We start from the raw sequence: 23,122 nt of genomic DNA on the forward strand, positions 1-23,122 counted from the left end.
ATGTCTTATATTTAAGATTACAAAACTAATCAAACTATCTTTTACAGACTATTATGGAAGTGAGAATAGATCCATCTGTAATTGAATGGTAAATATTAAAAGCTTCAACTGCCGTTTAGGTTGCTTGTAATAAATTGAAAAATGCGGAAATGAGCCTAATGAATACTGATTTACATTCCTCGCTCAAAAAATATTTTGGTTTCTCGAAGTTCAAAGGATTACAGGAAGGTGTAATCCAGAATATCCTTAGTGATAATGATACGTTTGTGATTATGCCCACAGGAGGAGGGAAATCTCTGTGCTATCAACTGCCGGCGATAATGAAAGAGGGAACGGCGATAGTTGTATCCCCTTTGATTGCGTTGATGAAAAACCAAGTGGATGCCATTCGTGGCATATCCGAGCAGCATGGTATTGCCCATGTGTTGAACTCCTCTTTGACGAAAACCGAGGTTAAGCAGGTGAAGGAAGACATTACAAATGGTGTGACCAAACTGCTTTATGTGGCTCCAGAATCGTTGACGAAGGAAGAAAATGTTGAGTTTTTAAAAAATGTAAAACTTTCCTTTGTTGCTGTGGATGAAGCCCACTGTATTTCGGAATGGGGGCACGATTTTAGGCCCGAATACCGAAACCTTCGCGGCATTATCAATCGTTTGGGGGACAATATCCCCATAATAGGCCTTACGGCAACGGCTACTCCAAAAGTACAGGAAGACATCATCAAAAACTTGGGCATGACGGACGCCAAGGTGTTCAAGGCATCGTTCAATAGGCCCAATTTGTTTTATGAGGTGCGTCCGAAAACTAAAGATGTGGATGCGGATATCATCCGTTTTGTTAAACAGAACCAGGGGAAATCTGGAATCATATATTGCTTGAGCCGCAAAAGAGTGGAAGAATTGGCCCAAGTGCTCCAAGTAAATGGAGTGAGTGCCGTTCCTTATCATGCAGGTTTTGATGCGAAGACCCGCTCCAAATATCAGGATATGTTCTTGATGGAGGAGGTAGATGTGGTGGTGGCCACCATTGCTTTTGGTATGGGGATAGACAAACCCGATGTCCGTTTTGTCATTCATCACGATATTCCAAAAAGTATTGAAAGCTATTATCAAGAAACCGGTCGAGCAGGGCGAGACGGCGGAGAAGGGCATTGTTTGGCCTATTACGCATACAAGGATGTGGAAAAGTTGGAAAAATTCATGTCAGGTAAGCCCGTTGCGGAGCAAGAGATTGGAAATGCACTTTTACAGGAAATAGTAGCCTATGCCGAAACGTCCATTTCCCGTAGAAAATTTATACTACATTATTTCGGTGAGGATTTTGACGAAGAGAACGGAGAAGGAGCTGATATGGACGACAATTCTAGAAACCCCAAGCCCAAAGAAGAAGCCCAGGAAGATGTGGTGAAACTTCTGAGTGTGGTAAGGGATACCAAGGAAAAGTTCAAGACCAAGGAGATTGTAAGGGTGCTGGTCGGCAAGACCAATGCCATGATTTCTTCGCATAAGACCGATGAGAAAAGTTTTTTTGGAATAGGTAAGGATAAGGACAAAGAATTTTGGATGGCGTTGACCAGGCAGGTTTTGGTGGCCGGACTCCTAAAAAAAGAAATTGAACGATATGGTATTTTGAACCTTACCGAATCAGGTAAGGAATACCTCGAGAACCCAGAGTCATTTATGATGACAAAGGACCATGTGTACTCCAAGGACGATACCGGAAACATTGTCACCGCCGAAAAATCGAATGGAGCGGTTGCGGACGAACATTTATTGAAATTGCTTCGTGACCTTCGCAAACGAGAGGCGCAAAAACATGAAGTGCCGCCATTTGTGGTTTTTCAAGACCCATCATTGGAAGATATGTCCTTAAAGTATCCAGTGACCATGAACGAACTTCTGAATATTCAAGGAGTTGGGGAAGGAAAAGCAAAAAAATATGGAAAGGCCTTCGTGGAGCTGATTTCTAAATACGTGGATGAGAACGACATAGTACGGCCGGATGACCTTGTAGTAAAAAGTACAGGAGCCAATTCCGCTTTAAAACTTTACGTGATCCAAAGTGTGGATAGAAAGTTGCCCTTGGATGATATTGCTTCTGCCAAAGGATTGGAATTACCGGAACTTATCAAGGAAATGGAGCAGATTGTTTTCAGTGGAACCAAGTTGAACATTGGTTACTGGATAGATGAAATACTGGATGAGGACCAACAAGAAGAAATACACGATTACTTTTTGGAGGCCGATACCGATTCCATATCCGCTGCCATTGATGAATTTGATGGCGACTACGAAGATGAAGAACTCCGTTTGTACCGTCTTAAATTTATAAGTGAAGTGGCGAATTAAAATTCGCCACTCAACTCACCTGTAGTTATTGCCGCTATGATCAATCCAAAATAAAGGATTACGAATACCAAAGAAACAAGCGCCAAAGCCAATCCTACATAAGAGAGGATTTTGCCTGTTTTTACATTGCTGTAATCCGTATAATTCTCTGGGCTTTGTTCGTATAATTGGGTCGCGGTCTTAGCTTTTGCCAATCCAATGATGCTAAAAATAGCACCAAATGGCCCGCAGCATACCAAAGTGAGGACAATGGAGAGTATCCCCATTGTCAACACCGTGCTGGCCCCAGGTAGGGGTTGTTGGTTCATAAGATTATATTATTGATATTGTTCAAGAATTTCTTGCATTCTCTGTGGATCTTGTAGGGTTTCCCATCCAAAGAAAGAAAGAGCCCAAATATAGTAGGCAAGAGCCAAAACATTTAAAACGATACCAATAATGGCAAGGATTCTTCCTGTTTTTACGTTTTGTACACCTTCGTACATTTCTGGGTTTTCAGCATAAAGTTTTAGAGCCTTGTTGGCCAAGATTAAACCGATTACACCAAAAATAAGTCCGATTATACCATAGCAACAGCAGGTTACTATAGAAATAATTCCGAAGACCAATATCAAGGTCGCGTTTGGAAGTTTTTGTTGTTCCATAATTTCAAATTTTTAATTAAAGAGGTTATTCATTTTTAGTATGTAACTTATTATAACGGTACCTACGGTAAGCAATGTTAAAATCATTTTAATCTGATTTGAACGTTGAAACTTAACAAAACTACTGGTGACCAGAAAAGCCAATAATACCAATATTGGATAAATGGCAGGGTACATTTGAAAAGCAGCTATGAATTCTCCATGCAGTAAGAGGTTGACCGAACGTTGCAGGCCACATCCAGGGCAATCTATGCCCGTGAGATGCTTGTTCAGGCAAGGGAGCATATAATCTTCAAGATTAAAGGCGATTATGGTCGGTGTTAGGTACATCATTGTCTGTAGAGCCCGAAAATACTATTATTTTTGTATTCAAGTTTAATTTTTGGACCATTTTTGTAGTTAGAAATTAAGTATGGGTAAATTTTCGATAGGTGATAGGGCAGAGGTGTTGGATGAGGCCATTTCGGGTATCATTCAAAAAGTTGATGGCAATCGGGTGACATTGATTACCGACGATGGTTTTCCCATGCATTTTGCCAGTAGTGATCTTGTTAAGATTGGTGGCGATATATCGGTTTCCAATCATGAAGTGGCCAAAATCAAAAAGGAAAAAGAAATCCCCAAAAGGAGAAAAGCTCCTGTAATTAAGCCCAAAGAAAGGAGTGCCCCAAAAATGGAAGTTGACCTACACATCCATCAACTGGTGAAGTCAAGCAAGGGCATGAGCAACTACGATATGCTCAACATTCAATTGGATACCGCCAAAAGACAATTGGATTTTGCCATTAACAGGCGAATTCAAAAGGTGGTGTTTATCCACGGTGTGGGAGAAGGTGTTTTAAAAGAGGAACTGCACTATCTCTTCAATCGGTACGACAATGTGAAGTTTTACGATGCTGATTATCAAAAATATGGTTTGGGGGCTACCGAGGTCTATATTTACCAAAATACTTAGTCCGGTACTACGGTGACTACCTCTCCAAATTCATTTATGGCCAAATTCGTAATGCGTTCCCCATTTCCGGTGACAAAAGATATGCCGCTAAGACTTATATTGTGTTCAAAACGTGTGGTATCGTTTTCTATCGGCATAGTCTCAATGATCACCATGCCTCCTTCGGCAACGACTTCGTCAATTACTTTAGGGTCCACCGTGGGGATATCGCTACAAAAATAATCCTTGTTAACAGCATCCGAGAAAACTCTGTACGTTACTTGGGATTGTCCTGGGACCGTACTTTCGGTTATTACCGTATCTCCGGCAACCCCGCGGTTCAAGGCCCCACTTTGAAGCTCTAATATGAGGGCTTCGCTATCATTTATTTTGAACATCAAATTTTTGGCGTCAGCAACAGGATTGACACAATATTGTATAGAGGCACTGTCAAAGTCAATGGTCTCGATTTGAAGATCCCCATCGCTACAGGAAAGGATTGTGATGCAACCAAGAATTGAAAAGATAAATTTTCTCATGCATCAAATTTAAAGCAATTCCATTTTAAAACACTAATCCTTAGCATCACTTTAAAAGAAATTAACTTTATTTCCTGTACTTTTGCTCCTGTTAAAAAGTGAACCGAATCATGCAAAAAGTCTATCTGGACAACGCTGCGACCACGCAGGTAAGGAAAGAGGTAATTGAACGGATGCAAGAAGCTCTTGCGCAGCAATATGGCAACCCATCATCTACCCATAGCTTTGGTAGGTCGGCAAAAACCGCTGTAGAGCAAGCAAGAAAAACCATCGCGAAAACCTTGAATGCCCAACCTTCGGAAATCATTTTTACTTCGGGCGGGACCGAGGCGGACAACATGATCCTGCGATGTGCCGTAAGAGATTTGGGGGTTCAGACCATTATCACTTCTAAAATTGAACATCATGCAGTGCTTCACACGGTGGAGGAACTGGAAAAGGAGTATGGTATCAATGTTTCGTACGTGGATTTGGATGAATTCGGAAGTCCGGACATGGAGCATTTGGAAGAATTGCTCAAAAAGGATGACACCAAAAAGTTGGTCAGCTTGATGCATGTGAACAATGAAATCGGCAATATCACTGATATCAACGCTGTAGGAGAGCTTTGCAAGGCCAATAATGCACTTTTTCATTCGGATACCGTACAATCGATTGGTCATTATCCGTGGGATGTGCAGGCGGTTCATGTTGATTTTATGACGGCAGCTGCCCATAAATTCCATGGCCCTAAGGGTGTTGGTTTTGCCTTTATCCGAAAAAACTCGGGTTTAAAGCCATTGATCGTGGGGGGCTCCCAAGAACGAGGGTTCCGTGCAGGTACAGAACCGTTCCATAATATTGTTGGTCTAGAAGAAGCGTTTGTTAAAGCTTACGAACATTTGGATGAAGAGACAGTAGCTGTAAAGGAGCTGAAAAAGTATTTTGTGGATAAGGTCTTAAAGGAGGTTCCTGGTGCGCAGTGCAATGGTCTTTCTGGAGATTTGGAAAAAAGTACCTATACCTTGGCCAATATTCGGTTGCCTTTTGATAAGCAGAAAGGCTTAATGCTATTGTTCCACTTGGATATGAAAGGAATCGCCTGTTCCAAAGGAAGTGCATGCCAATCGGGAAGCAATCAAGGTTCGCACGTGCTGAATGAGATTTTGGAAGGGGCCGAGTTGGATAAACCCAGTCTACGCTTTTCTTTTTCCATGTATAACACGAAGGAAGAACTGGATTACACCGTTGAGATCCTAAAAGAATTTGCCAATAGCTGATTAATTTCGATTCCTTCTTTTTTCCCTGTCGTAAGGAAACTTTCTGGAAGCGGTTTTCATCATTTTATCGATAAGCTCGTTGGTGTTTTTTCCAGTTTTTTTGGAAATTTCGTTCTCATATTTCCAAAGTAACTTTCCCGTATCACCATCACTTATCTTGACCCCGATTCGTCCGTAGTTGGCATTTCCGCTGAAATAATCCAAAATACTGAAATCGGTAGGGACCCCTTCGGAAAGTAAAATATTGAGATTAAGGTTGCCACTTATGATGCCGTCCACATCCAATATTTTGCATAATTCCTGTGTGGTATAGGTGTCAATGTTGTTGTAGTTGATGTTGTTTTGGGCCAAAATAGCGTTGGTATTCATAATGTTCTGGAAATCCACATTGAACTTTTTGCGCTTTTTCCGTTTGGAAAAATAAGTTTCCAAAGCATTTTGTACCGCATACCCTTCTTTTTCGGCCAGTACATTGAGCTCATCGTTATCTACGGCTTTTTTAAGTTCCAAGTGGGCAATAAAGGGAACGATCGCTAAAATTTCATGGTCCTCGGTATATTCATCAAACCTTATGCTCTCATAAATGTTCTTTTGGGCCATTGCTAGCGCACTGGAGAAAAGAACAAAAACAAAGACAATTTTTTTCATTCATCAAATTTTAATTCAACAATCTTGATCTTTGGATGAGGTCGCTTTTGGATAGGTTGATTATTAGAGCTCTAAAAAAGGACATTTACTTGACTAGCCTGCTTTTCGTGTGCAAAAGTAATGCTATTTCCTGAAAAAAGTGCCAGTATATGTAGTGGAGTTGCCCACATTGTCCGTAACGGTTACTTTTAGTTCACATTCCGTTTCGTTGACGATCTTATCATCAAAATTATAGGTGATGGTATTGGTTTTTGGTTCGTATTCCATCAAAATCCATTTTCCGTTGAGTGTGGCGGAATAGGAATCAATGCCACTGAGGTCGTCCGTAATGGTAAGGCTTAGGTAGTTGTAATTGCTCAACCATTGCTTTTCTTTAAAGTTTTTTGGTCTTACTTGAGGGGCTACGCTATCCCTAACAAGGGTGTATGTGCCCAAAGTTCGGGTGCGTGTGGTAAAGGCACCGTCCCGTTTGTAAGTTTTGGAATAGGATGGTCTCAGTCTACTGTCCAAATGAGCAATAAACATCTGGTTCCTATCTTCCATTGCATATTTTGAAGGGTCGAAACTGATTGTAAAGTTCCGGTGAGCGGCAACGCTGTTATCGTGAATGGTGATGGTATCGTTCCCTTTTTCCAAATTGATGAAGAAATCTTCATAAAATGTACTGGCAGGGAAATATACTTTAGCGGCACCTAGGTCAAAGTTGTTCGGTTTCTCCGCAATCAAATAATTCTCCGTGGTTTTGTCCTCTTTTGTTATTTTTTCCTCTTCTTTTTTGCCTTCAATCGGGATAACAAGTTTTGTGGTGTTTCCTGCCAAATCCGAAATGAGCAGTTCAACGTTGTAAGACATACCCTCTTCAACATTTATTTTACCGTCGTTGTACAGTGATTTGTAAATGCTAAGGTGATTGTAGGGCTCCTTAAAACATTTTTGAATACGCTGTCTATGATCGTAATAATGGGCATAATCAACAAGTGTATTAATGTATCGAGTCTCGGCAAAGGAGAAGGTTTCAAAATCAAACTCAGAATAAACCCGGCCATTCACCGTTTGTTTTACAGCATAAACTCCATTCTGATTGGCGGCCATGTCCAAGCGGTCAAAAGTGTTGATTCCAAATCCAATCGTGCCGCTGGCCGTTACTTTGTCCGCCAAAAAGGAACCATCGGATTGTCTCGTATAATTCAATTGGATTTTTTCCGCACTCTTGTTTATCAATGCTCCGTCTGAAATCGGGTAACCATACAATCCCAATAAAGTTGGGTCGGTAGCATCCCTGACCTCATAACCGTAAAGTAATGGATTGGTAGGTTTGCCGCTAACGCTGCTGCGGATTTCAAAATGAAGGTGGGGTCCGGCCGACCCTCCCGTATTGCCCGAATATGCGATTATACTGCCATTGGTCACCTTGAGTTCGCCATAATCAGGGAACATTTCTACCTCGTAAGACTGCTTTTCGTATTGAACTTTTTTAACGTATTCCTCTATTTCCGGCCCAAACTTTTTAAGATGCGCATACACCGAAGTGTAGCCATTTGGGTGGGCCACATAAAGAGCTTTTCCATATCCCCAATGAGAAACTACGATACGCGTCACCGTACCGTCGGCGATGGCATATACTGGAAGACCTTCCCGTTGTTGCGTCTTAATGTCCATGCCGGAATGGAAATGATTGGAGCGTAGTTCACCAAAAGTGCCGGCCAAAACCAAGGGAATGTCCAAAGGGGAACCAAATACATCCTGAGGATATTCTTTTTGGGCAGATAGGTGCAATGCAATAAAAAAAGTGATAAAAAAAAGATAGAGGCGCATATAAAAACAATAATTCCTTACGAAAGTAACCAATGTTTTGATTTGATAAAAAGTTTTGGAGGAAACCACTTTTTACTTGAAGCAAAGCTTTAAGAATAAATCTTAAAAGTATTGCGAGGTTGTGGCAGGATCGTTAACTTTGTGTAATACGTATTGTTGTTTGCATATATGAGCGAACTTGTTGAGATTGTTGATTCTTTGGAGAACAAGGTGAGCAAATTGCTTCACAAAATGGAGCTGTTGCACCAACTCAATGCCAAGTTGAAACAGGAATTGGAACTTCAAAAAGAAGAAAATGGACTTCAACAGAAGGAGCTCAACGAATGGGAGGAAAAATATGATTCCCTAAAAATGGCAAACACAATGCTGGGTAGTAATACTAGTAAAACAGAAGCTAAGCTCAAAATAAATACATTGATTCGCGAACTTGATGTTTGCATTGCAAAGTTGGCGGATTAACTGGTACCGAGAATATGGACGAGAAGCTCAAAATAAAGCTTTCCATTGCTGATAGGGTGTATCCTTTAACGATTGACCCCAAGCAAGAGGAAGGGTTGCGAAAAGCAGCCAAGAACATAGAAAATCTGGCAAAAAAGTTTGAGCAAAACTATGCCGTTCGGGACAAGCAGGATGTTTTGGCCATGTGTGCCTTACAATTTGCATCCAAAATTGAGCAAAGCGGAATAGACCGTTCGGAAAATGCAGAGGCAGCTATGCAGCGTCTCAGGGCCTTGGACGAACTGGTACATTCCAAATTGGGGGAATAAGTTCTTTTAAATAAAATATTGTTACTGCCCACATTGGTAATTTATTTTTGACAAACTCAACACTAATATAATTAGAAAGGGTGAGTTTAGGCTGTAAAAGCAGGCCCTACTTGTATAGGGATCCTTGATCAGCTTGGTAGCCCTAAACCTGTATTTTGGAGTTTGTACAAAACTTCTTCCGATGTGGGCTTTTTTTTTAAACTAAACACAATCAAACATGGATAATATCATAGTAATTGTTGTCGCAGCTATAGTGGGCTTGGCAATAGGGTTCGCAATAGCCAAGATGATGGAGAAGGGCAAAGCGTCCAAGACCATTGCCAATGCAAAGAAGGAGGCTGCCTACATTGTTAAGGAGGCGAATAAAGAAGGAGAGAGCATTAAAAAGGATAAGATTTTCCAAGCCAAGGAAAAGTTTTTGGAGTTGAAGGCTGAGCATGAGAAGGTTATTATCAACAAGGATAAAAAAATAGCTGAGGCCGAAAAACGTACCAGGGATAAAGAATCACAGGTAAGCAGCGAATTGGCCAAGAACAAAAAACTCAACGATCAATATCAACAAAAGATAAAGGAGGTCGAGTATAAAAGTGATATTCTGGACAAGAAGCAATCCGAAGTAGAAAAACTCCATAAAAGTCAAGTGCAACAACTAGAGGTAATCTCCGGTCTTTCCGCAGAAGATGCGAAGGCACAATTGTTGGAATCTTTAAAAGAGACCGCAAAAAGCGATGCCATGGCCTATTTGCAGAATACTCTGGAAGAAGCAAAGCTTACCGCACAACAAGAGGCACGAAAAATTGTGGTCAATACCATTCAGCGTATAGGTACCGAAGAAGCAGTGGAAAATTGTGTTTCCGTATTCAATTTGGAGTCTGATGACGTAAAGGGACGCATTATTGGCCGTGAAGGTCGAAATATACGGGCTATCGAGGCCGCTACAGGGGTCGAGATTATTGTTGATGATACTCCAGAAGCTATTATTCTATCCTGTTTTGACTCCGTTAGAAGAGAGGTGGCACGATTGTCATTGCACCGATTGGTGACAGATGGCCGTATTCACCCTGCCCGTATTGAAGAGGTAGTGAAGAAGACCGAAAAACAAATCAACGAAGAGATAGCCGAGATAGGTAAGCGTACCGTAATCGATTTGGGAATCCATGGATTGCACCCTGAGTTGATTAAAGCGGTAGGTAGAATGAAGTATCGCTCCTCTTACGGACAAAACCTGTTACAGCACTCTCGTGAAGTTGCCAAACTTTGTGGGGTTATGGCAGCAGAACTTGGACTTAACCCTAAATTGGCCAAAAGGGCCGGTTTGTTGCACGACATAGGAAAGGTTCCCATGGCAGAGGTGGAGGTGGAAACACCGCACGCTATCTTGGGTATGCAGTGGGCCCAGAAGTTTGGTGAAAAGGATGAAGTCTGTAACGCGATAGGTGCCCACCACGATGAAATAGAGATGACTACACTATTGTCTCCAATAGTTCAGGTCTGTGATGCCATTAGTGGTGCAAGACCGGGGGCCAGAAGACAGGTGTTGGACTCCTATATCCAACGTTTAAAGGATTTGGAAGATATAGCCTTTGGTTTCCATGGAGTACAGAAAGCCTATGCCATTCAGGCCGGTAGGGAGCTGCGTGTAATCGTTGAAAGTGAAAAGGTAAACGATGACAAAGCTGCCGAGCTGTCTTTTGAGATTTCACAGAAAATCCAAACGGACATGACCTATCCTGGCCAGGTAAAAGTAACCGTAATCCGAGAAACTAGATCGGTAAACGTAGCCAAGTAACCTTGCGCTAGTTCGCAATAACGTTTCTTAATATCCAATCAATAGGGACATCCTTATATTGTGTACTGGATCTGTTTGTGGTATTCGTTTCATTTTTGGACATCACCAAAAGCCACATACCATCTCCATAGGTTATTGTTGTAATGGAATAGCCTTTATCGGCTCGTTCTTTTATCCAGTCAAATGGATATGTTGTTTCCGTTTTCCATGTCTGTGCGCCAAGTTTTGAGCCTTGGGTCATGGTTATTGCCCAAACACCGTTACCGTAGGTGGCAGAGGTAATTGCGTAGTTCTCGTTCCAATTGTCAATAATCCAATCTCGGGGAATATCGTAACTGGTTTTCCATCTTTGGGAAATATACCCTGTGTTTTTATTCATGGCCAAGTACCAATTTCCTTTACCATACATCATTGAGGTAATTTGGTAATCATCGTTCCATTTTTCGGTGACCCAGTCCTTGGGAAAAGTATCCGATTTTTTCCATGATTGTGGCTGTAGTCCATTCCCCTTGCTCATAAGAACGGTAAATTGATTTTTATATTCATCGTAATCGAAAGCCGATATGTTTAGGCCATTGTCCCATTCCTGTTTAATCCAGTCGCTTGGGAATTCGTTCGATGTTTTAATTTTCTGCTCGGTGTATGAAACTTTGCTCGTTTTCTCCATGGCCGCAGCCCAGACCGATTCACCATCAAAACCATTGGCCAGAACGGTTACAGCATTTGTTTTGACAGGAAAAGATAGTTCACCTTTGTTTAAATAGACAAGCAATCGGAATACATCTTCATCTTCATTAAAGTAATCGTCCAAATAGCCTTTGGTCAAAGCTTCTGGGTTTAATGCTACCCAGTATAGCATAGGCTTCATCGATTCCGTAAAGTCACCTCCTTCAAAAGTATTATCGTCTGCGGTATAGGCTGTGTAAGCACCATTGTTATCCTTTACATAAAAATTGTCCGCACTATAGCTGGCATTGGATGGTCCACGAACAATAAAGGCATCATTCCCGTCTAAATATCTGTCCGCTGTACCATCGGACTTTGTAAAATTTTTATAGCTGCAGATATAGTTGGCCAGTTTGTCCGAACCATTGGCATAATATTTTACGCGGACCAAAGCTTCATTTTCCTCGTAAAAAATGACCAAGGCGGTGTACTTTACTTCACCGCTTACCCAGCTGGTTTCATAATAGTTTTGGGAATATCCGGAAATCGAATAAAAGAAAATCAAAAGGGGAACAAAAAAATATTTCATGGTGGTTGATTGGTTTAACTGTTTAAAAATGCTTCAAACAGGACAACAAAAGCAAAAAAATGAGGTGTATGGCCAAAAAAAGAATACCAAAGAGAGATTTCGATATATTTTTTTTGACCTGTCATATTGTTGAAAGCTCAATCAACAGTGATATTTGTCATACTTTTCCAACGGAGATAGGACTAACTTCATTCAAGGAATCCATAAATACATGAATGATGAAAAATAGTATGCCTGTTTCAAAAATAATGACCAAAAAATTGGTGACACTTACCACCAATGACGATTTGGTGACCGCGGAAAAGTTATTTAAAAAGCATCATATTCGGCATATTCCAGTTGTAGAAGGTAATGCCATAAAGGGTATATTGAGTTATACGGATTTGTTGCGGATTAGCTTTGCCGATGCGGTGGATGAACAAGAGGAATACGTGGATACCATTGTGTACAACATGTTTACGATTCCACAGGTGATGGTCAATGATGTTGTCAGTGTAAACTCTGAAACGTCTATCCGTGATGTGGCGCGCTTTCTTTCCAAAAAAGAGTTTCATGCGTTACCGGTTGTGGACAATGGTAAACTTGTTGGTATTGTGACCACTACGGATTTAATCAATTATCTGTTGGAGTATATTGAAGTGTAACTGTCCAAGAATAAGAAAGGACCGCCGATAAGGAGGTCCTTTTATTGTTTTTAGAAGTTGCAAATAGTAGCTATTCTTCTTCGCTACTCTCGTTTTCTTCTTCTTCGGATTCCTTATTGAGCTTGTGTTCCAGGATATTGAGGTTTTTCATTTTTTCCTTCCAAGTCTGGAGTGCCTCTTTTTGTTTGTTCAGGTTGTTTATGACCTCCATTACCAATGGATTGTCCTCCGAAGCGTTGGAGAAGAACTGGAGGTTGTTCTCCAATTGACGGATTTCAGATTTAACCTCATCAATTTTACGCTTTACAAATACGCGCTCGTTGCCAATGGCATAGTTGTCCTCTGTTTTTGCCAACTCTTGGACCTTGTTTCCGTATTTGAGCAGTTCGGATTGTTGTTTGCCAACTCCCAATTTCTTTAGCAGGGCGTCTACAATTTTATTGAACTTGCTATTGATGTGTTTTTTGTTGTAAGGAATGCGGCCATATTTTTTCCATTCGGCCAAAAAGGCTTTAATATCCTCTATATCTTTTTTCTTATCGCCACTTAGTTGGAATTCTTTTAGACGGTCGAGGCACTCACTTTTCTTTTTAAAGTTTTCAAACTCTTCTTGATGGGCCTCGTTCTTGTCCGAATGCAAACGGTCAAAATAATGGTTGCAGGCATCCTTGAACTCTTTCCAGATTTTGTCTGAGTATTTACGGGGCACATGACCTATTTTTTTCCAGTCGCTCTGAATGCGCTTCATTTGAGGTGTTACCTCGGCCCACTCATCACTATCTTTTAAAGAGATGGCCAACTCCAACAGTTCTTTTTTCTTTTCCAGATTTTCCTGTTGTTCCTTCTTTTGGTTTTTGTAGAAGGCATTTTTGGTCCTGTTGAACTTACGAACGCTCTGTTTAAACTGGTCCCACGTCTCCTCGTTTACTCTTTGCGGAACTTTGCCTGCTTTAAAAAATGAATCCCTAAGCGCTTCAACTTCTTTTATCTGCTGTTGGATACCTCGGTGGTTGTTCGCAACATTCTCCGAAATCGAAGATATAGCAGCAATAATTTCCTGTTTTTTCTCGTAATTTTTTTCGTAGACCTTTTCCAGTTCTTGAAAGTGTTCCTGCCTGCGCTGGTGCATGGCCTTCGTGGCATTGCTGAACTTTTCCCAGATTTCCTCGCGATGCTCCTTGGCAACAGGTCCAATGTCCTCTTTCCAAATTTTGTGAAGCGTCTGTAGCTCGCGGAAGGCTTTGTTTAAATCAGGTTCGTTGGCCAATGCCTCGGCACGTTCCACCAATTTTTGTTTTTCTTCCAGATTGTGTTTAAAATCTAAATCACGCAATTCACGGTTCAAGTGAAGGAAATCGTAAAAGATTTCCATGTGATGGTGATAAGTGCGCCAAACATCGTTGTAATTGGTACGTGGAATGGGACCGGCATTTTTCCACCGGTGCTGTAAATCTTTAAAGTTATTATAGGTCGTGTTGATGTCTTCTTCAATATCAATAAGCCCTTTCAACTCTTCAATTATTTCCAATCTATTTTGAAGGTTGCTCTTTAGGGATTGATCTAGTTGCTTGTAATATTGGTCCCGTTTTTCACGGAAATCGGAATATACTTCGTTGAACTGCCTTTTGGCGACAGAGTTGTATCGAAAATCAATCTCGTTACCCCCTTTGGATACAAACTCCTCCTTCTTTTCATCTAAAAAATCCTGAAACTTTTGGTCAAACTCGTATTTAATGGCACTTACGTGCTTGTTGATGGCTTGGACCTTTTCATTTTTGACCAATCTTTGTAATTCTCCTACCAGATTTTCCATGGACATGGAGTGGTAATCCAGCATGGGAATGGTATGCCTTTTTTCATTTTCGGTATCTTCCGCATCCTCTGCATTGGATTCATCTATTTCGTCCAAATGATCATTGGATTCATCGTTTTTGGCACTCGTTTCCTCATCCTTGGTTTCGGAAGAAGTTTCCTTTTCAGGTTGTTTTTCCTCTTCATTTTTAGGTGCAGTCTGCTCGGACACTTTTGCTTCGGCCTGTTCGGTCTCTTCCAAATGTGTTTTTGAACTCTCTGTTATTTCCTCTTTGCCACCTTCAGCTTGCTGAAGTTTACGATCATTTTCCTGCATTCGTTGCTTGTTTACCTAATTGATTGATGAAAGTTATAGCCAATTTAACAACTTAATTGTCTAATAGCAAAAGTATTGATTCTTCTTTTGCTTTAATATAATGGTTGTACATGTTGGTGGAATCGCTATATCAATAGCCGATTTTATACATTATTCCAGATTTCCCAAGCCTTTTCAGCTTGTCCTTTCAACATTTTTAGCCCATTGCAAATAGCGGCTCCATTGGATTCGCCCATAGAAAGAAAACTTGTTTTTTCGGGATTGTAGATTAAGTCGTAAAGCAGGTGCTGCGTGCCGATGTGCTGGTAGGGAATTTCAGGTTTGTCCTCGACGTTGGGATAGGTTCCAAGGGGCGTGCAATTAATGATCAAGGTGTTTTTTTGAATAATACCCCTGTCCAGTTCTTCATAGGTATATTGCCCGACTTTCTTGCTTCGCGAGACGTACGTATTGGATATTCCAAGTTCGTTGAGCACATATTGAACAGCTTTGGAGGCGCCTCCTGTTCCCAAAATCAATGCGCTTTTGTGATGAGGCTTTAAGTAGGGTTCCAGTGATTTTTGAAAACCGTGGGCATCCGTATTGAATCCCTTTAGCTTATTTTCTGAAAATTGAACGGTGTTAACGGCGCCGATTTTCTCTGCTTTGGAATCTAGCTCATCCAAAAAAGGAATAATTTCCTGCTTATATGGAATGGTGACATTGAGCCCTCGGATATTTTCCTGTTTAATTATATCTTGGACTTCTTCAATTTTTTGAAGGTCAAAATTCTCGTAACTGTGGTCCTTTAGTCCTAAATCTTGGAACTTTTGGGTAAAATAACCTTGAGAAAAGGAGTAAGAGATATTTTTACCTAGAAGGCCGTATCTGTTCATTCTTTTTTCTGTTTTTGCCATACCAATCCAAAATTAATAATACCAAAATCCCCATTAAAATAAAAAGTATGGCCCACCATGTTTCAGCCTTCGCCATATCGGGGAAATACCGGGTATAGTTTAGAATTATCTTGTTTCCGTTAGTATCCAAAATTGGATGATTGGCGGGGTCCAATTTGAAAATTGTTTTTTTCCATGGCCACAACACGCCCAAAGACCCTGTGATAAACCCGAGCAGGACTGCGGTGGTGGTTGATTTGTAATGCTTTAATAAATAGCTCAATAAATGTGAAAATGTCACTAATCCGGTAATTGATCCTAAGGTGAAAACTGCCAGTATTTTTAGTGTATGCATCCGTTCAGCATTATTGAAAAAACTGAAATCCCCCGAAAACATCTCGGAAAATGTATCATACAGCGCGTTTACGGAATCCACTAAAAGTAACACGTAATTCCCCATCAAAATCAAAATAAAGGAACCTGAAAGTCCAGGAAGGGTCATTCCGGATACACTGACAATACCGCAGAAAAAGATAAAGAACAGATTGTCATTTTCTTTTGCGGGATTTAAAAAGCTAATTGAAATGCCAATGATAAGACCAATGAGCCCAGCGGGAATGGTGCGTTTGTTCCACGGAGAAAAGTCTTTTCCAATATGATAGATGGAACCGATGACCATGCCAAAAAAAGTGGACCAAACAAATAGTTCGTTATGCTTTAAAAAGTAATCCAAAATTCGCGACACGCTAAAGTAGCTGACCAACATGCCGAAAATCAAAAGTCCCAGAAATTTAGCGTTGATATACCGGAAAAAACTCCTAAACCTTCCGTTGAAGAAAAGTTTTAGGGCCTTTGAGTTCAGTTTTTGAAGGGAATAGATAAATTCCTCGTAAAAACCGGCAACAAAAGCAACGATGCCACCGGAAACCCCTGGAACCTTGTTTGCAGCTCCCATACATAGGCCTTTGATGACCAAGAAGAAGTTGTCCAGATATGTTCTAGGTTGCTGCATGTGCCTATATAGGTTTTCCTTATTTTTTGGAAGCTAATCTTTCCAGGATAAAAATAAGTGAAAAACCTAGGATGGCTAATACAATGGCGAGCATTAATTTGCTATCTCCCTCAAAAGCACCGGGGAGTACGTTCATATCGTCCACAACAATAATCTTTTCGCCAAAAGTCTTGGTCTCCAGAACTTTTTTCCATGGCCAAATTTTGTTTAAAGAACCCAGAATGAACCCTGTCAACAATGCCAATGTGATGTTTTTATAGTGGTTGAACATCCATTTGAGCAACCGAGCAAAGCTCAGCAGTCCGAAAACAGCCCCAACCCCCACGGTCAAAATTATTTTGATATCCCTTTCGTGCACTGCATCCAAAATGGTTTTGTAGGACCCTAACAGCACCAAGATAAAAGCTCCGGAAATACCAGGAAGAATCATGGCGCAAATAGCCAAAGCGCCTGATAGGAACAGATAGGGGAGGTTGTCGGTGTTATCGCTTGCGGGCAATTCGGTTATAAAAAATGCAAGGATAGCGCCCAGAATCAAAACAATAACTGAACCGATGGTCCATCTTTTGATTTCCTTGCCCACCAAAAATATGGAAGCTACTACCAATCCAAAGAAAAAGGACCAGAGAAGAATGGGTTCGTTCTCCAAAAGCCAGCTCAGGAACTTTGCCAAAGAGAGCACGCTGATGAAAATGCCAAGAAACAACGCCACCAAAAAGTTGCCGTTCACCTTGTTCCAAACAGCCCTTATTCCTTCTTTTTTTAAAATCGGAATCAAAGAAAGGTTGATATTGTTGATGGAGGTGATAAGCTCTTCATAAATGCCCGAAATAAAGGCGATGGTACCTCCGGAGACACCCGGCACCACATCGGCAGCACCCATGGCCATTCCTTTAAGGGTTATGAATACGTATTGCAGTATACTACGTTCTTGCATGGATTTGGATAATGTACTGGCTACTTGGCTGTTTTCCTGATTTTTGAAACCAGCGCTTTCACCCAATCGACTTCAGTGAATTCGGGGAATTCTTTTTCAAACTGTCGCAATTTACCAATATCCAGTTTCATGGCCTTGGATAAAATCTGTTTTGATTCGGCCAAGTCATCATTTTTTAAATGTAAGCCCGCCAATTTATAGGTGAGTTCGCAATTGTCGGGGTAAAACTCCAATCCTTGGATCAGCACTTGGATGGCGGAATTATAATCTCCAATTTTGTTAAGGACCTCGCCCCAGTTTTTCCATGTGGAGAGTTCGTAGTTCCCTAGGTCCACAGCTTGCTTATAGGCAAAATCAGCTTCGTCCCAGTTTTTGAGGGCGGCATAGATCTTACCGGATTTTTTCCAATACTTTGGGTTTTCACCATCAATATTTATGGCCTTGTTGATGTAATATAGGGCTTTTTCATAATTTTTTTGTCCAAAATGAAAATCTGTAATGGCCAACCAACCCTTGTCCAGCAAAGGGTCCTCATGAACGGTGTGATAGTAATAGTATTTTGCCAGATCGTAGTTCCCCAGTTTTTCATGACACTTTCCAAGTCGCAAGAATGCGTAGGAGGTAGGATCTTCCATGGATATTGTGGATTCATAATTTTCGATGGCCTCATTGTACCTGCCCAATTTTTCCAAAACCTTGCCTTTTTCAAAATAGGCCCCGATAAAGGAATCATCAGAAATCACGGCAAAATCAAAAGCGGTCAACGCTTCGATATACAATTGTTTTGCAAGGTACATTTTGCCCAGTTGATGCCAAGCAACCTCACAATAGGGGTTTCTGTCCAAATAATCGTTCAGGTAATAGATGCTTCCATCAAAATCTTCCAAAAACTCAAAGCAGTACACCACGTTGTAAAGGGATGAATAGTCTTCGTCATCAATTTCCACACAGCGCATAAAGCTGAGCTTTGCTTGCTCATAATTATCCATGAACAGGTATTCCATGCCTAAAAGCGAGTGGATGTCAAAAGAGTGGTCCGTGATGTTCAAAGCCTCCAATAGTAAGTTGACTGCTTCTTGGTGCTTGTCTTGCTTGGAACGGATGTTCGCCCGTTGGATATAGACTTCCTCGTTGTCTGCGTTTATGTTCTGAATCTCGTCCAGAAGTGTTTCGGCAGCTTCAAATTTGTCCTCGAAAGCCAAGACCTCCACTTGTAAAAGTTTCAATTCCATGGAATTTGGATGTTGCTCCAAACCAATCTGGATGGCTTTTTTGCCCAAGGAGATTTTACCGTTGTTCAGGTAGTGGTGAATGATTTCCTCAAAGTCCTCCGCATCAAAGAAATAGACGTCATCCGTCTTGAGCATGGACTCAAACTTACTAATGGATTTGTCTGGATATTCGTTAGATTCTAACGCCATAGGAACGTTTTTGGTTGAACTATGGACTTAAAATTAACCCTTTGAGCTACTCTTAAAGTCCATTTTAGGGGTATGTTATCAACAAATTAGTTAACAGTATCGGATTTATAGTTGTTTAAAATCCCAAGGATTTGGTCGCATCCTTCCTCTATTTCTTTCATGGAAATGGTTAAGGGAGGAGAGATTCTCACAGCTTTTGGCTCAAATAACAGCCAGAAAAGGATGAGTCCTTTTTTTGCGGCCTCGAGGACCAAATAGTCAGCTATTTCCTTGCTCTCCATAATCGGAGCGAGCATTAAACCTTTACCGCGTATTTCTTTTATTAGTGGATGTTGCAATAGTTTACGGAACAGTTTTTCCTTTTCCAGGGTTTGTGGGATAAGGTCTGTTTCGGTGATTTCTTTTAGGGTCGCCAAGCTTGCGGCTGCAATTACAGGATTGCCACCAAAAGTTGTGATGTGTCCAAATTTCGGGTTTTCTTTTAAATCGGCCATTAACTCGTGGGATGCCACAAAAGCTCCAACGGGAAGGCCCGATGCCATGCCTTTTCCAATGACCAAGATATCTGGAGGACAATCAAAGTGCTCAAAAGCGAACAATTTACCGGTACGGCCGAAGCCGGGCTGTATTTCGTCCAGAATCAACAATGCCCCCACTTCGTCGCAGCGTTTTCGTATTTTTTCCAGATATCCATTTTCGGGCAAAATAAAGCCTGCACCACCTTGGATGGTTTCCAAGACCACAGCAGCAGTTTTTTCGGAGATGTTCTTAATTTCTTCTTCAGCATTGAACTGAATAAAACGAATATCGGGAATCAAAGGTCGAAAAGCACTTTTGCGTTCTTCCAGTCCCATAAGGCTTAAACTCCCCATGGTGTTGCCATGATAGGCATTTTTTGCGGAGATTACCTGAGAACGTCCAGTATGCCTTCGTGCCAATTTAATGGCTCCTTCCATGGCTTCCGTGCCCGAATTGACCAAATAGGTGGTATTTAAGTTTTCGGGAAGATGGGAGGTCAATAGTTTGGAGAATTCCACGGCAGGTCGTTGAATATACTCGCCATAGACCATAACATGCATATACTGGTCCACCTGTGTTTTGATGGCATCCACTACCTTGGGGTGGCCGTGTCCCAAACTGCAAGCCGATACACCTGCCACAAAATCCAAATGGGCGTTCCCATCCACGTCGTAGATGTAGCTCCCCTTGGCGTGAGAAACCTCCAAGGCCAATGGATGTGGGGAGGTTTGGGCTTGGTATGTGAAAAAATCTTTTTTGGACATTATGGTGTCTGCGCTTTCTTTTGAACAGCGGTTTTTTTGGGTTTTACCGCTTTGGTGTTGGGTGCGTTGATGGGGTCGTTCTGGTTGTTTTGTCGCTCGTTTTCCTCGGCATCAATATCTATAGGATTGTCTATGCCCCTAATTTTTACCAGTTCGATATTGTTGTCGTCTTCATCAAAAATTTCTTCTTTTGACCTTATCCGTTCATCGCCCCGCCAAACAAATCCTTTTAGTTTTCTGCTCTCTACGGGCAAATCGGTCTCAGGAAAGATATCTCCATCGGGATTTACAAAAAAGGTGATGTCCTCAATATCGTTGTTTGCCATGAGCAACCGTATTTTGCTACAAATGGTCTTATCGATTCCGATCAGCTCTTCGTCATCGTTGTAGACGTAGTAAATCACCTCGGTGTTTTGGACCAAATCAATGATCTTCAATTCATTTTCTATGAACTTGCCAAAGAGATTTTTACCCTTGGCCTGATTATACCCAGTTTTGCTAATGGTGTCCAAAGAAATAATGAATGCATTTTCTATGACTTTTAGGGAATCCAGTTTATCGGTTTCCATATCGGATATCAAATGGATGCTATCTCCGGTAATCTGGTTGTCCACGTTCCATAAAATAGGATTGGTAATCAATTGGGTGATTCCTGTTCTTTCCTCAAAATGGATGGAATCGCACTTGCCGCTCAAGTCGGTTTTATAGAATTTGGCATTTCTGAAGGCCCTGAGAACACGTTCCTCTTCTTTGCCGGTAACCATTAAGGTGTCGCCGTGCATGTAAAGCGAATCTTTTTCCACCAAGCTAATGGAGACCGCTCTTTTGGTAGCAAAAACAGAATCCTTGGCCTTGTGCACCTCTGCATAGTGAGCACGAATAACCCCATTATTGATGGTGTCCGTAATCTGAATATTGTTCGTGGCCGAAGCAAATTCAGAAGCTTTATCAAAATAGAGACTGTCGCCCTCGATTATTTTATTGTCGTAATCGATACGGGTATTCTTGATACCGTACCCTTGTTCGATAGTAGTGTCATAAAAACCCCGCTCGCAATAGATTTTGTATTCCTCTCCGGTAATAGTAGAAGGTCCGTACATGTAGGCGTTCTTGGAGGTGGTGTAATAGTCTAACTGCTCCGAATCGATAATATAATCAGGGTTGTCTATGTGTACGTTACGCTGGAACTGGTACTTCTTTGCTGTCATAAAATAGGTTCCCACCTTACTAGTAAGCACATTGACAGAGTCTACCACCTTACCGCCAGAATTATAATAGGCCTCCTGTTTTTCCCTGTTAAAGTAAAGGGTGTCGGTGGTCAATCGCATTTGCCCGTTTGTGAGGTCCACTTTTTCCCATGCCTTGGCTAACTTAGTGTTTCCATCATAATCCATTTTTCCACTGTTCATTTCAATGGAGTCTCCTTGTTGCAAGCGAATGTTGCCAATGGCTTTCAAGCGGTTCTCTTCGGCATAAAAAATAGCAATATCGCACCAAAGGTCTGCACCTTGGTGTTCAAACTGTACCTGTCGCTCATCGTCCTTGCTAAAAATGGATGCCCCTGGGAACTGAGCTTCGTCCTTGGTGAAATTGGCCCCATATACGATGTTAATCTGTCGACCGCCTTGTGGTTGTTGGTCCTGGGCAAAAACGCTAAAAGCGAAAAGTGATAGAATGAGAAATGAAATGCTTTTCAAGTCCATAAAATTTTGCCCAAAAGTAGGGTTTTTAACGGAAGTGGCATGCATCGTTTAGAAAGCTTTGGGATTTCTCTGCCAAACGTTTACGGCGCTGTATTTTATTTTCCTCGTTTGAGAGTCAGGGTGATTTGTCCGCAATGGTAAGTTGTGTGATATAAAATATGCCCTAACAACCTGACCCTGGAAATGGGTCCGAAAAAAGGAGTGTCCAAGGTTTCTCTCCATTGGTCTTCAGAAAGATTTTCAACAAGGTCGTACAATACTTGGTAGCCGTCATCAATAAGTTGTTGACTTTCTTTCTTGTCGTAGACTTTCCCCGAGTCTGTTTGGCCCATGGTTGTGTTTTCAACATCTGTGGGAATCCCAAAAAATTGTGAGAGCAGATGTATTATTTCTCCAATATGACGATAAATGAATCCAACGGATGCGGTATCATCATTTAATTTTAGCACGCTGTTTTCTTGAGTGATCTCAACGAACGTATAATCACAGGTTTTTTTGTTCTGCGCGATTAAATCCTTAAGAATGTCTTTGGTCATATAAGTTATTGATTGAGGTATGCCGAGTACATCCAAATCAGTTTTTCCTGCTCGCGGATGTAGTCGCTCATCAATGCATTGGTGCCTTCATCATTGGACTCGCCTGACAGTTCTAAAAGTTCTCTTTCCAAAGGCAATAGCACTTCATATCCTTTTAATATCAGCTGAATGGCCTCGGTGCCATTCGATATATTTTTGGCGACCTTTATTTTTGACAGCTCTATATAATCCCCAAAGGTATGTGGGGGAGTAAAGCCCAAAGTCAAGATTCGTTCAGCAATTTCATCAATTTTAACCAATGAATCGTTATAGAGTTCTTCGAACTTAAGGTGGAGTTCAAAAAACTTCTCACCTTTAATGTTCCAATGAAATCCACGGGCATTCATGTAGAATATCTGATAATTGGCCAGCAACTCATTTAGTTTATCTGCCAAGTCATTGGAAGCTGTTCTATCGAGTCCTATTTGATTTAGATTTTGTTTCATTTCGCTTCAATTTTAAATCTATTTAAAGGTAAAGTAAACGAACGTTCCTTAAAGTGACATTGGTCACATAAAGCTAATCTGACACAAATAAAATAGG

General features: G+C 41.2%; 23 protein-coding genes and 1 other RNA gene. 8 read left to right on the top strand and 16 right to left on the bottom strand.

Annotated features, from left to right (window positions below):
- Positions 1 to 149: 149 nt before the first annotated feature.
- Positions 150 to 2,351 carry a DNA helicase RecQ gene (gene recQ / locus K1F36_RS11110; protein WP_220113880.1) on the top strand — a complete coding sequence of 734 codons (2,202 nt, stop codon included), beginning with the start codon at positions 150 to 152 and terminating at the stop codon, positions 2,349 to 2,351.
- Here the strand turns inward: recQ and K1F36_RS11115 are convergent.
- From K1F36_RS11115 to K1F36_RS11125, 3 genes are read right to left on the bottom strand one after another with little or no spacing between them, the layout of a single operon-like run.
- A complete protein-coding gene (locus tag K1F36_RS11115) occupies positions 2,348 to 2,659 on the bottom strand; it encodes a CCC motif membrane protein (protein WP_220113881.1) in 312 nt (103 codons plus the stop codon). The genes recQ and K1F36_RS11115 overlap by 4 nt on opposite strands.
- 9 nt (positions 2,660 to 2,668) lie before the next feature.
- A complete protein-coding gene (locus K1F36_RS11120) occupies positions 2,669 to 2,995 on the bottom strand; it encodes a CCC motif membrane protein (RefSeq protein WP_207032393.1) in 327 nt (108 codons plus the stop codon).
- A 12-nt stretch (positions 2,996 to 3,007) separates the two neighbouring features.
- Positions 3,008 to 3,328: a DUF2752 domain-containing protein gene (locus K1F36_RS11125; RefSeq protein WP_258539028.1), complete on the bottom strand. Its 321-nt coding sequence runs from the start codon at positions 3,326 to 3,328 to the stop codon at positions 3,008 to 3,010.
- Positions 3,329 to 3,407: 79 nt separating this feature from the next.
- Between K1F36_RS11125 and K1F36_RS11130 the strand changes: the two genes are divergently transcribed.
- Positions 3,408 to 3,950 (top strand): Smr/MutS family protein, encoded by a 543-nt coding sequence (locus K1F36_RS11130; RefSeq protein WP_220113882.1) that lies wholly within the window; start codon positions 3,408 to 3,410, stop codon positions 3,948 to 3,950.
- Here K1F36_RS11130 and K1F36_RS11135 read toward each other — a convergent pair.
- Positions 3,947 to 4,468, bottom strand: a complete 522-nt coding sequence (locus K1F36_RS11135) for a hypothetical protein (RefSeq protein WP_220113883.1) — start codon at positions 4,466 to 4,468, stop codon at positions 3,947 to 3,949. The two genes, K1F36_RS11130 and K1F36_RS11135, sit on opposite strands and share 4 nt — an antisense overlap.
- A 110-nt stretch (positions 4,469 to 4,578) precedes the next feature.
- Between K1F36_RS11135 and K1F36_RS11140 the strand changes: the two genes are divergently transcribed.
- Positions 4,579 to 5,727 carry a cysteine desulfurase family protein gene (locus K1F36_RS11140; protein WP_220113884.1) on the top strand — a complete coding sequence of 383 codons (1,149 nt, stop codon included), beginning with the start codon at positions 4,579 to 4,581 and terminating at the stop codon, positions 5,725 to 5,727.
- Here the strand turns inward: K1F36_RS11140 and K1F36_RS11145 are convergent, their stop codons facing one another.
- Together K1F36_RS11145 and K1F36_RS11150 are read right to left on the bottom strand one after the other, a co-directional pair.
- Positions 5,728 to 6,375 (bottom strand): hypothetical protein, encoded by a 648-nt coding sequence (locus K1F36_RS11145; protein ID WP_220113885.1) that lies wholly within the window; start codon positions 6,373 to 6,375, stop codon positions 5,728 to 5,730.
- 123 nt (positions 6,376 to 6,498) lie between these two features.
- Positions 6,499 to 8,190, bottom strand: a complete 1,692-nt coding sequence (locus K1F36_RS11150) for a M23 family metallopeptidase (protein ID WP_220113886.1) — start codon at positions 8,188 to 8,190, stop codon at positions 6,499 to 6,501.
- A gap of 168 nt (positions 8,191 to 8,358) precedes the next feature.
- Here K1F36_RS11150 and K1F36_RS11155 point away from each other — a divergent pair, with 168 nt between their 5' ends.
- The 4 genes from K1F36_RS11155 to rny all read left to right on the top strand — a co-directional run bounded on the left by K1F36_RS11155 (position 8,359) and on the right by rny (position 10,746).
- Entirely contained in the window at positions 8,359 to 8,649 is a 291-nt protein-coding gene (locus K1F36_RS11155; protein WP_207032383.1) for a hypothetical protein, read from the top strand.
- A gap of 14 nt (positions 8,650 to 8,663) precedes the next feature.
- Complete coding sequence (locus K1F36_RS11160; RefSeq protein ID WP_108246612.1) at positions 8,664 to 8,957, top strand: cell division protein ZapA; 294 nt, start codon at positions 8,664 to 8,666, stop codon at positions 8,955 to 8,957.
- Between the two features lie 54 nt (positions 8,958 to 9,011).
- A non-coding RNA gene (ssrS, locus tag K1F36_RS11165) (6S RNA) lies at positions 9,012 to 9,121 on the top strand.
- 53 nt (positions 9,122 to 9,174) lie between these two features.
- Positions 9,175 to 10,746, top strand: a complete 1,572-nt coding sequence (rny, locus tag K1F36_RS11170) for a ribonuclease Y (protein WP_220113887.1) — start codon at positions 9,175 to 9,177, stop codon at positions 10,744 to 10,746.
- Positions 10,747 to 10,753: 7 nt separating this feature from the next.
- Here the strand turns inward: rny and K1F36_RS11175 are convergent, their stop codons facing one another.
- Positions 10,754 to 12,001: a DUF7477 domain-containing protein gene (locus K1F36_RS11175; RefSeq protein ID WP_220113888.1), complete on the bottom strand. Its 1,248-nt coding sequence runs from the start codon at positions 11,999 to 12,001 to the stop codon at positions 10,754 to 10,756.
- A 218-nt stretch (positions 12,002 to 12,219) separates the two neighbouring features.
- Here K1F36_RS11175 and K1F36_RS11180 point away from each other — a divergent pair, with 218 nt between their 5' ends.
- On the top strand, positions 12,220 to 12,645 hold the full coding sequence (locus K1F36_RS11180) for a CBS domain-containing protein (protein WP_220113907.1): 426 nt from the start codon (positions 12,220 to 12,222) through the stop codon (positions 12,643 to 12,645).
- 70 nt (positions 12,646 to 12,715) lie between these two features.
- On the opposite strand, the gene K1F36_RS11185 is transcribed toward K1F36_RS11180, so the two are convergent.
- From K1F36_RS11185 to K1F36_RS11225, 9 genes are all read right to left on the bottom strand, one after another.
- Positions 12,716 to 14,773 carry a DUF349 domain-containing protein gene (locus K1F36_RS11185; RefSeq protein ID WP_220113889.1) on the bottom strand — a complete coding sequence of 686 codons (2,058 nt, stop codon included), beginning with the start codon at positions 14,771 to 14,773 and terminating at the stop codon, positions 12,716 to 12,718.
- Positions 14,774 to 14,916: 143 nt separating this feature from the next.
- Positions 14,917 to 15,669: a shikimate dehydrogenase family protein gene (locus K1F36_RS11190; protein WP_220113890.1), complete on the bottom strand. Its 753-nt coding sequence runs from the start codon at positions 15,667 to 15,669 to the stop codon at positions 14,917 to 14,919.
- On the bottom strand, positions 15,623 to 16,660 hold the full coding sequence (locus K1F36_RS11195) for a DUF368 domain-containing protein (protein ID WP_220113891.1): 1,038 nt from the start codon (positions 16,658 to 16,660) through the stop codon (positions 15,623 to 15,625). The genes K1F36_RS11190 and K1F36_RS11195 overlap by 47 nt, the downstream gene beginning before the upstream one ends.
- Before the next feature lie 19 nt (positions 16,661 to 16,679).
- A complete protein-coding gene (locus K1F36_RS11200; protein WP_220113892.1) occupies positions 16,680 to 17,597 on the bottom strand; it encodes a polyprenyl-phosphate transporter in 918 nt (305 codons plus the stop codon).
- A 20-nt stretch (positions 17,598 to 17,617) separates the two neighbouring features.
- On the bottom strand, positions 17,618 to 19,018 hold the full coding sequence (locus K1F36_RS11205) for a tetratricopeptide repeat protein (RefSeq protein WP_220113893.1): 1,401 nt from the start codon (positions 19,016 to 19,018) through the stop codon (positions 17,618 to 17,620).
- 86 nt (positions 19,019 to 19,104) lie between these two features.
- Positions 19,105 to 20,301, bottom strand: coding sequence for an aspartate aminotransferase family protein (locus K1F36_RS11210; RefSeq protein WP_220113894.1), 1,197 nt, complete (start codon positions 20,299 to 20,301; stop codon positions 19,105 to 19,107).
- Positions 20,301 to 22,004, bottom strand: coding sequence for an OstA-like protein (locus K1F36_RS11215; protein WP_220113895.1), 1,704 nt, complete (start codon positions 22,002 to 22,004; stop codon positions 20,301 to 20,303). Before K1F36_RS11215 ends, K1F36_RS11210 begins: the two co-directional genes overlap by 1 nt.
- Positions 22,005 to 22,099: 95 nt before the next feature.
- The gene (locus K1F36_RS11220; protein ID WP_220113896.1) at positions 22,100 to 22,540 is read right to left on the bottom strand and encodes a DinB family protein; all 441 of its coding nucleotides are present in this window, start codon (positions 22,538 to 22,540) and stop codon (positions 22,100 to 22,102) included.
- Between the two features lie 5 nt (positions 22,541 to 22,545).
- Positions 22,546 to 23,025: a Dps family protein gene (locus K1F36_RS11225; RefSeq protein WP_220113897.1), complete on the bottom strand. Its 480-nt coding sequence runs from the start codon at positions 23,023 to 23,025 to the stop codon at positions 22,546 to 22,548.
- Positions 23,026 to 23,122: the final 97 nt, after the last annotated feature.

It is taken from the genome of Flagellimonas abyssi (genome assembly GCF_019457905.1).
Classification (GTDB): Bacteria; Bacteroidota; Bacteroidia; order Flavobacteriales; family Flavobacteriaceae; genus Flagellimonas; species Flagellimonas abyssi.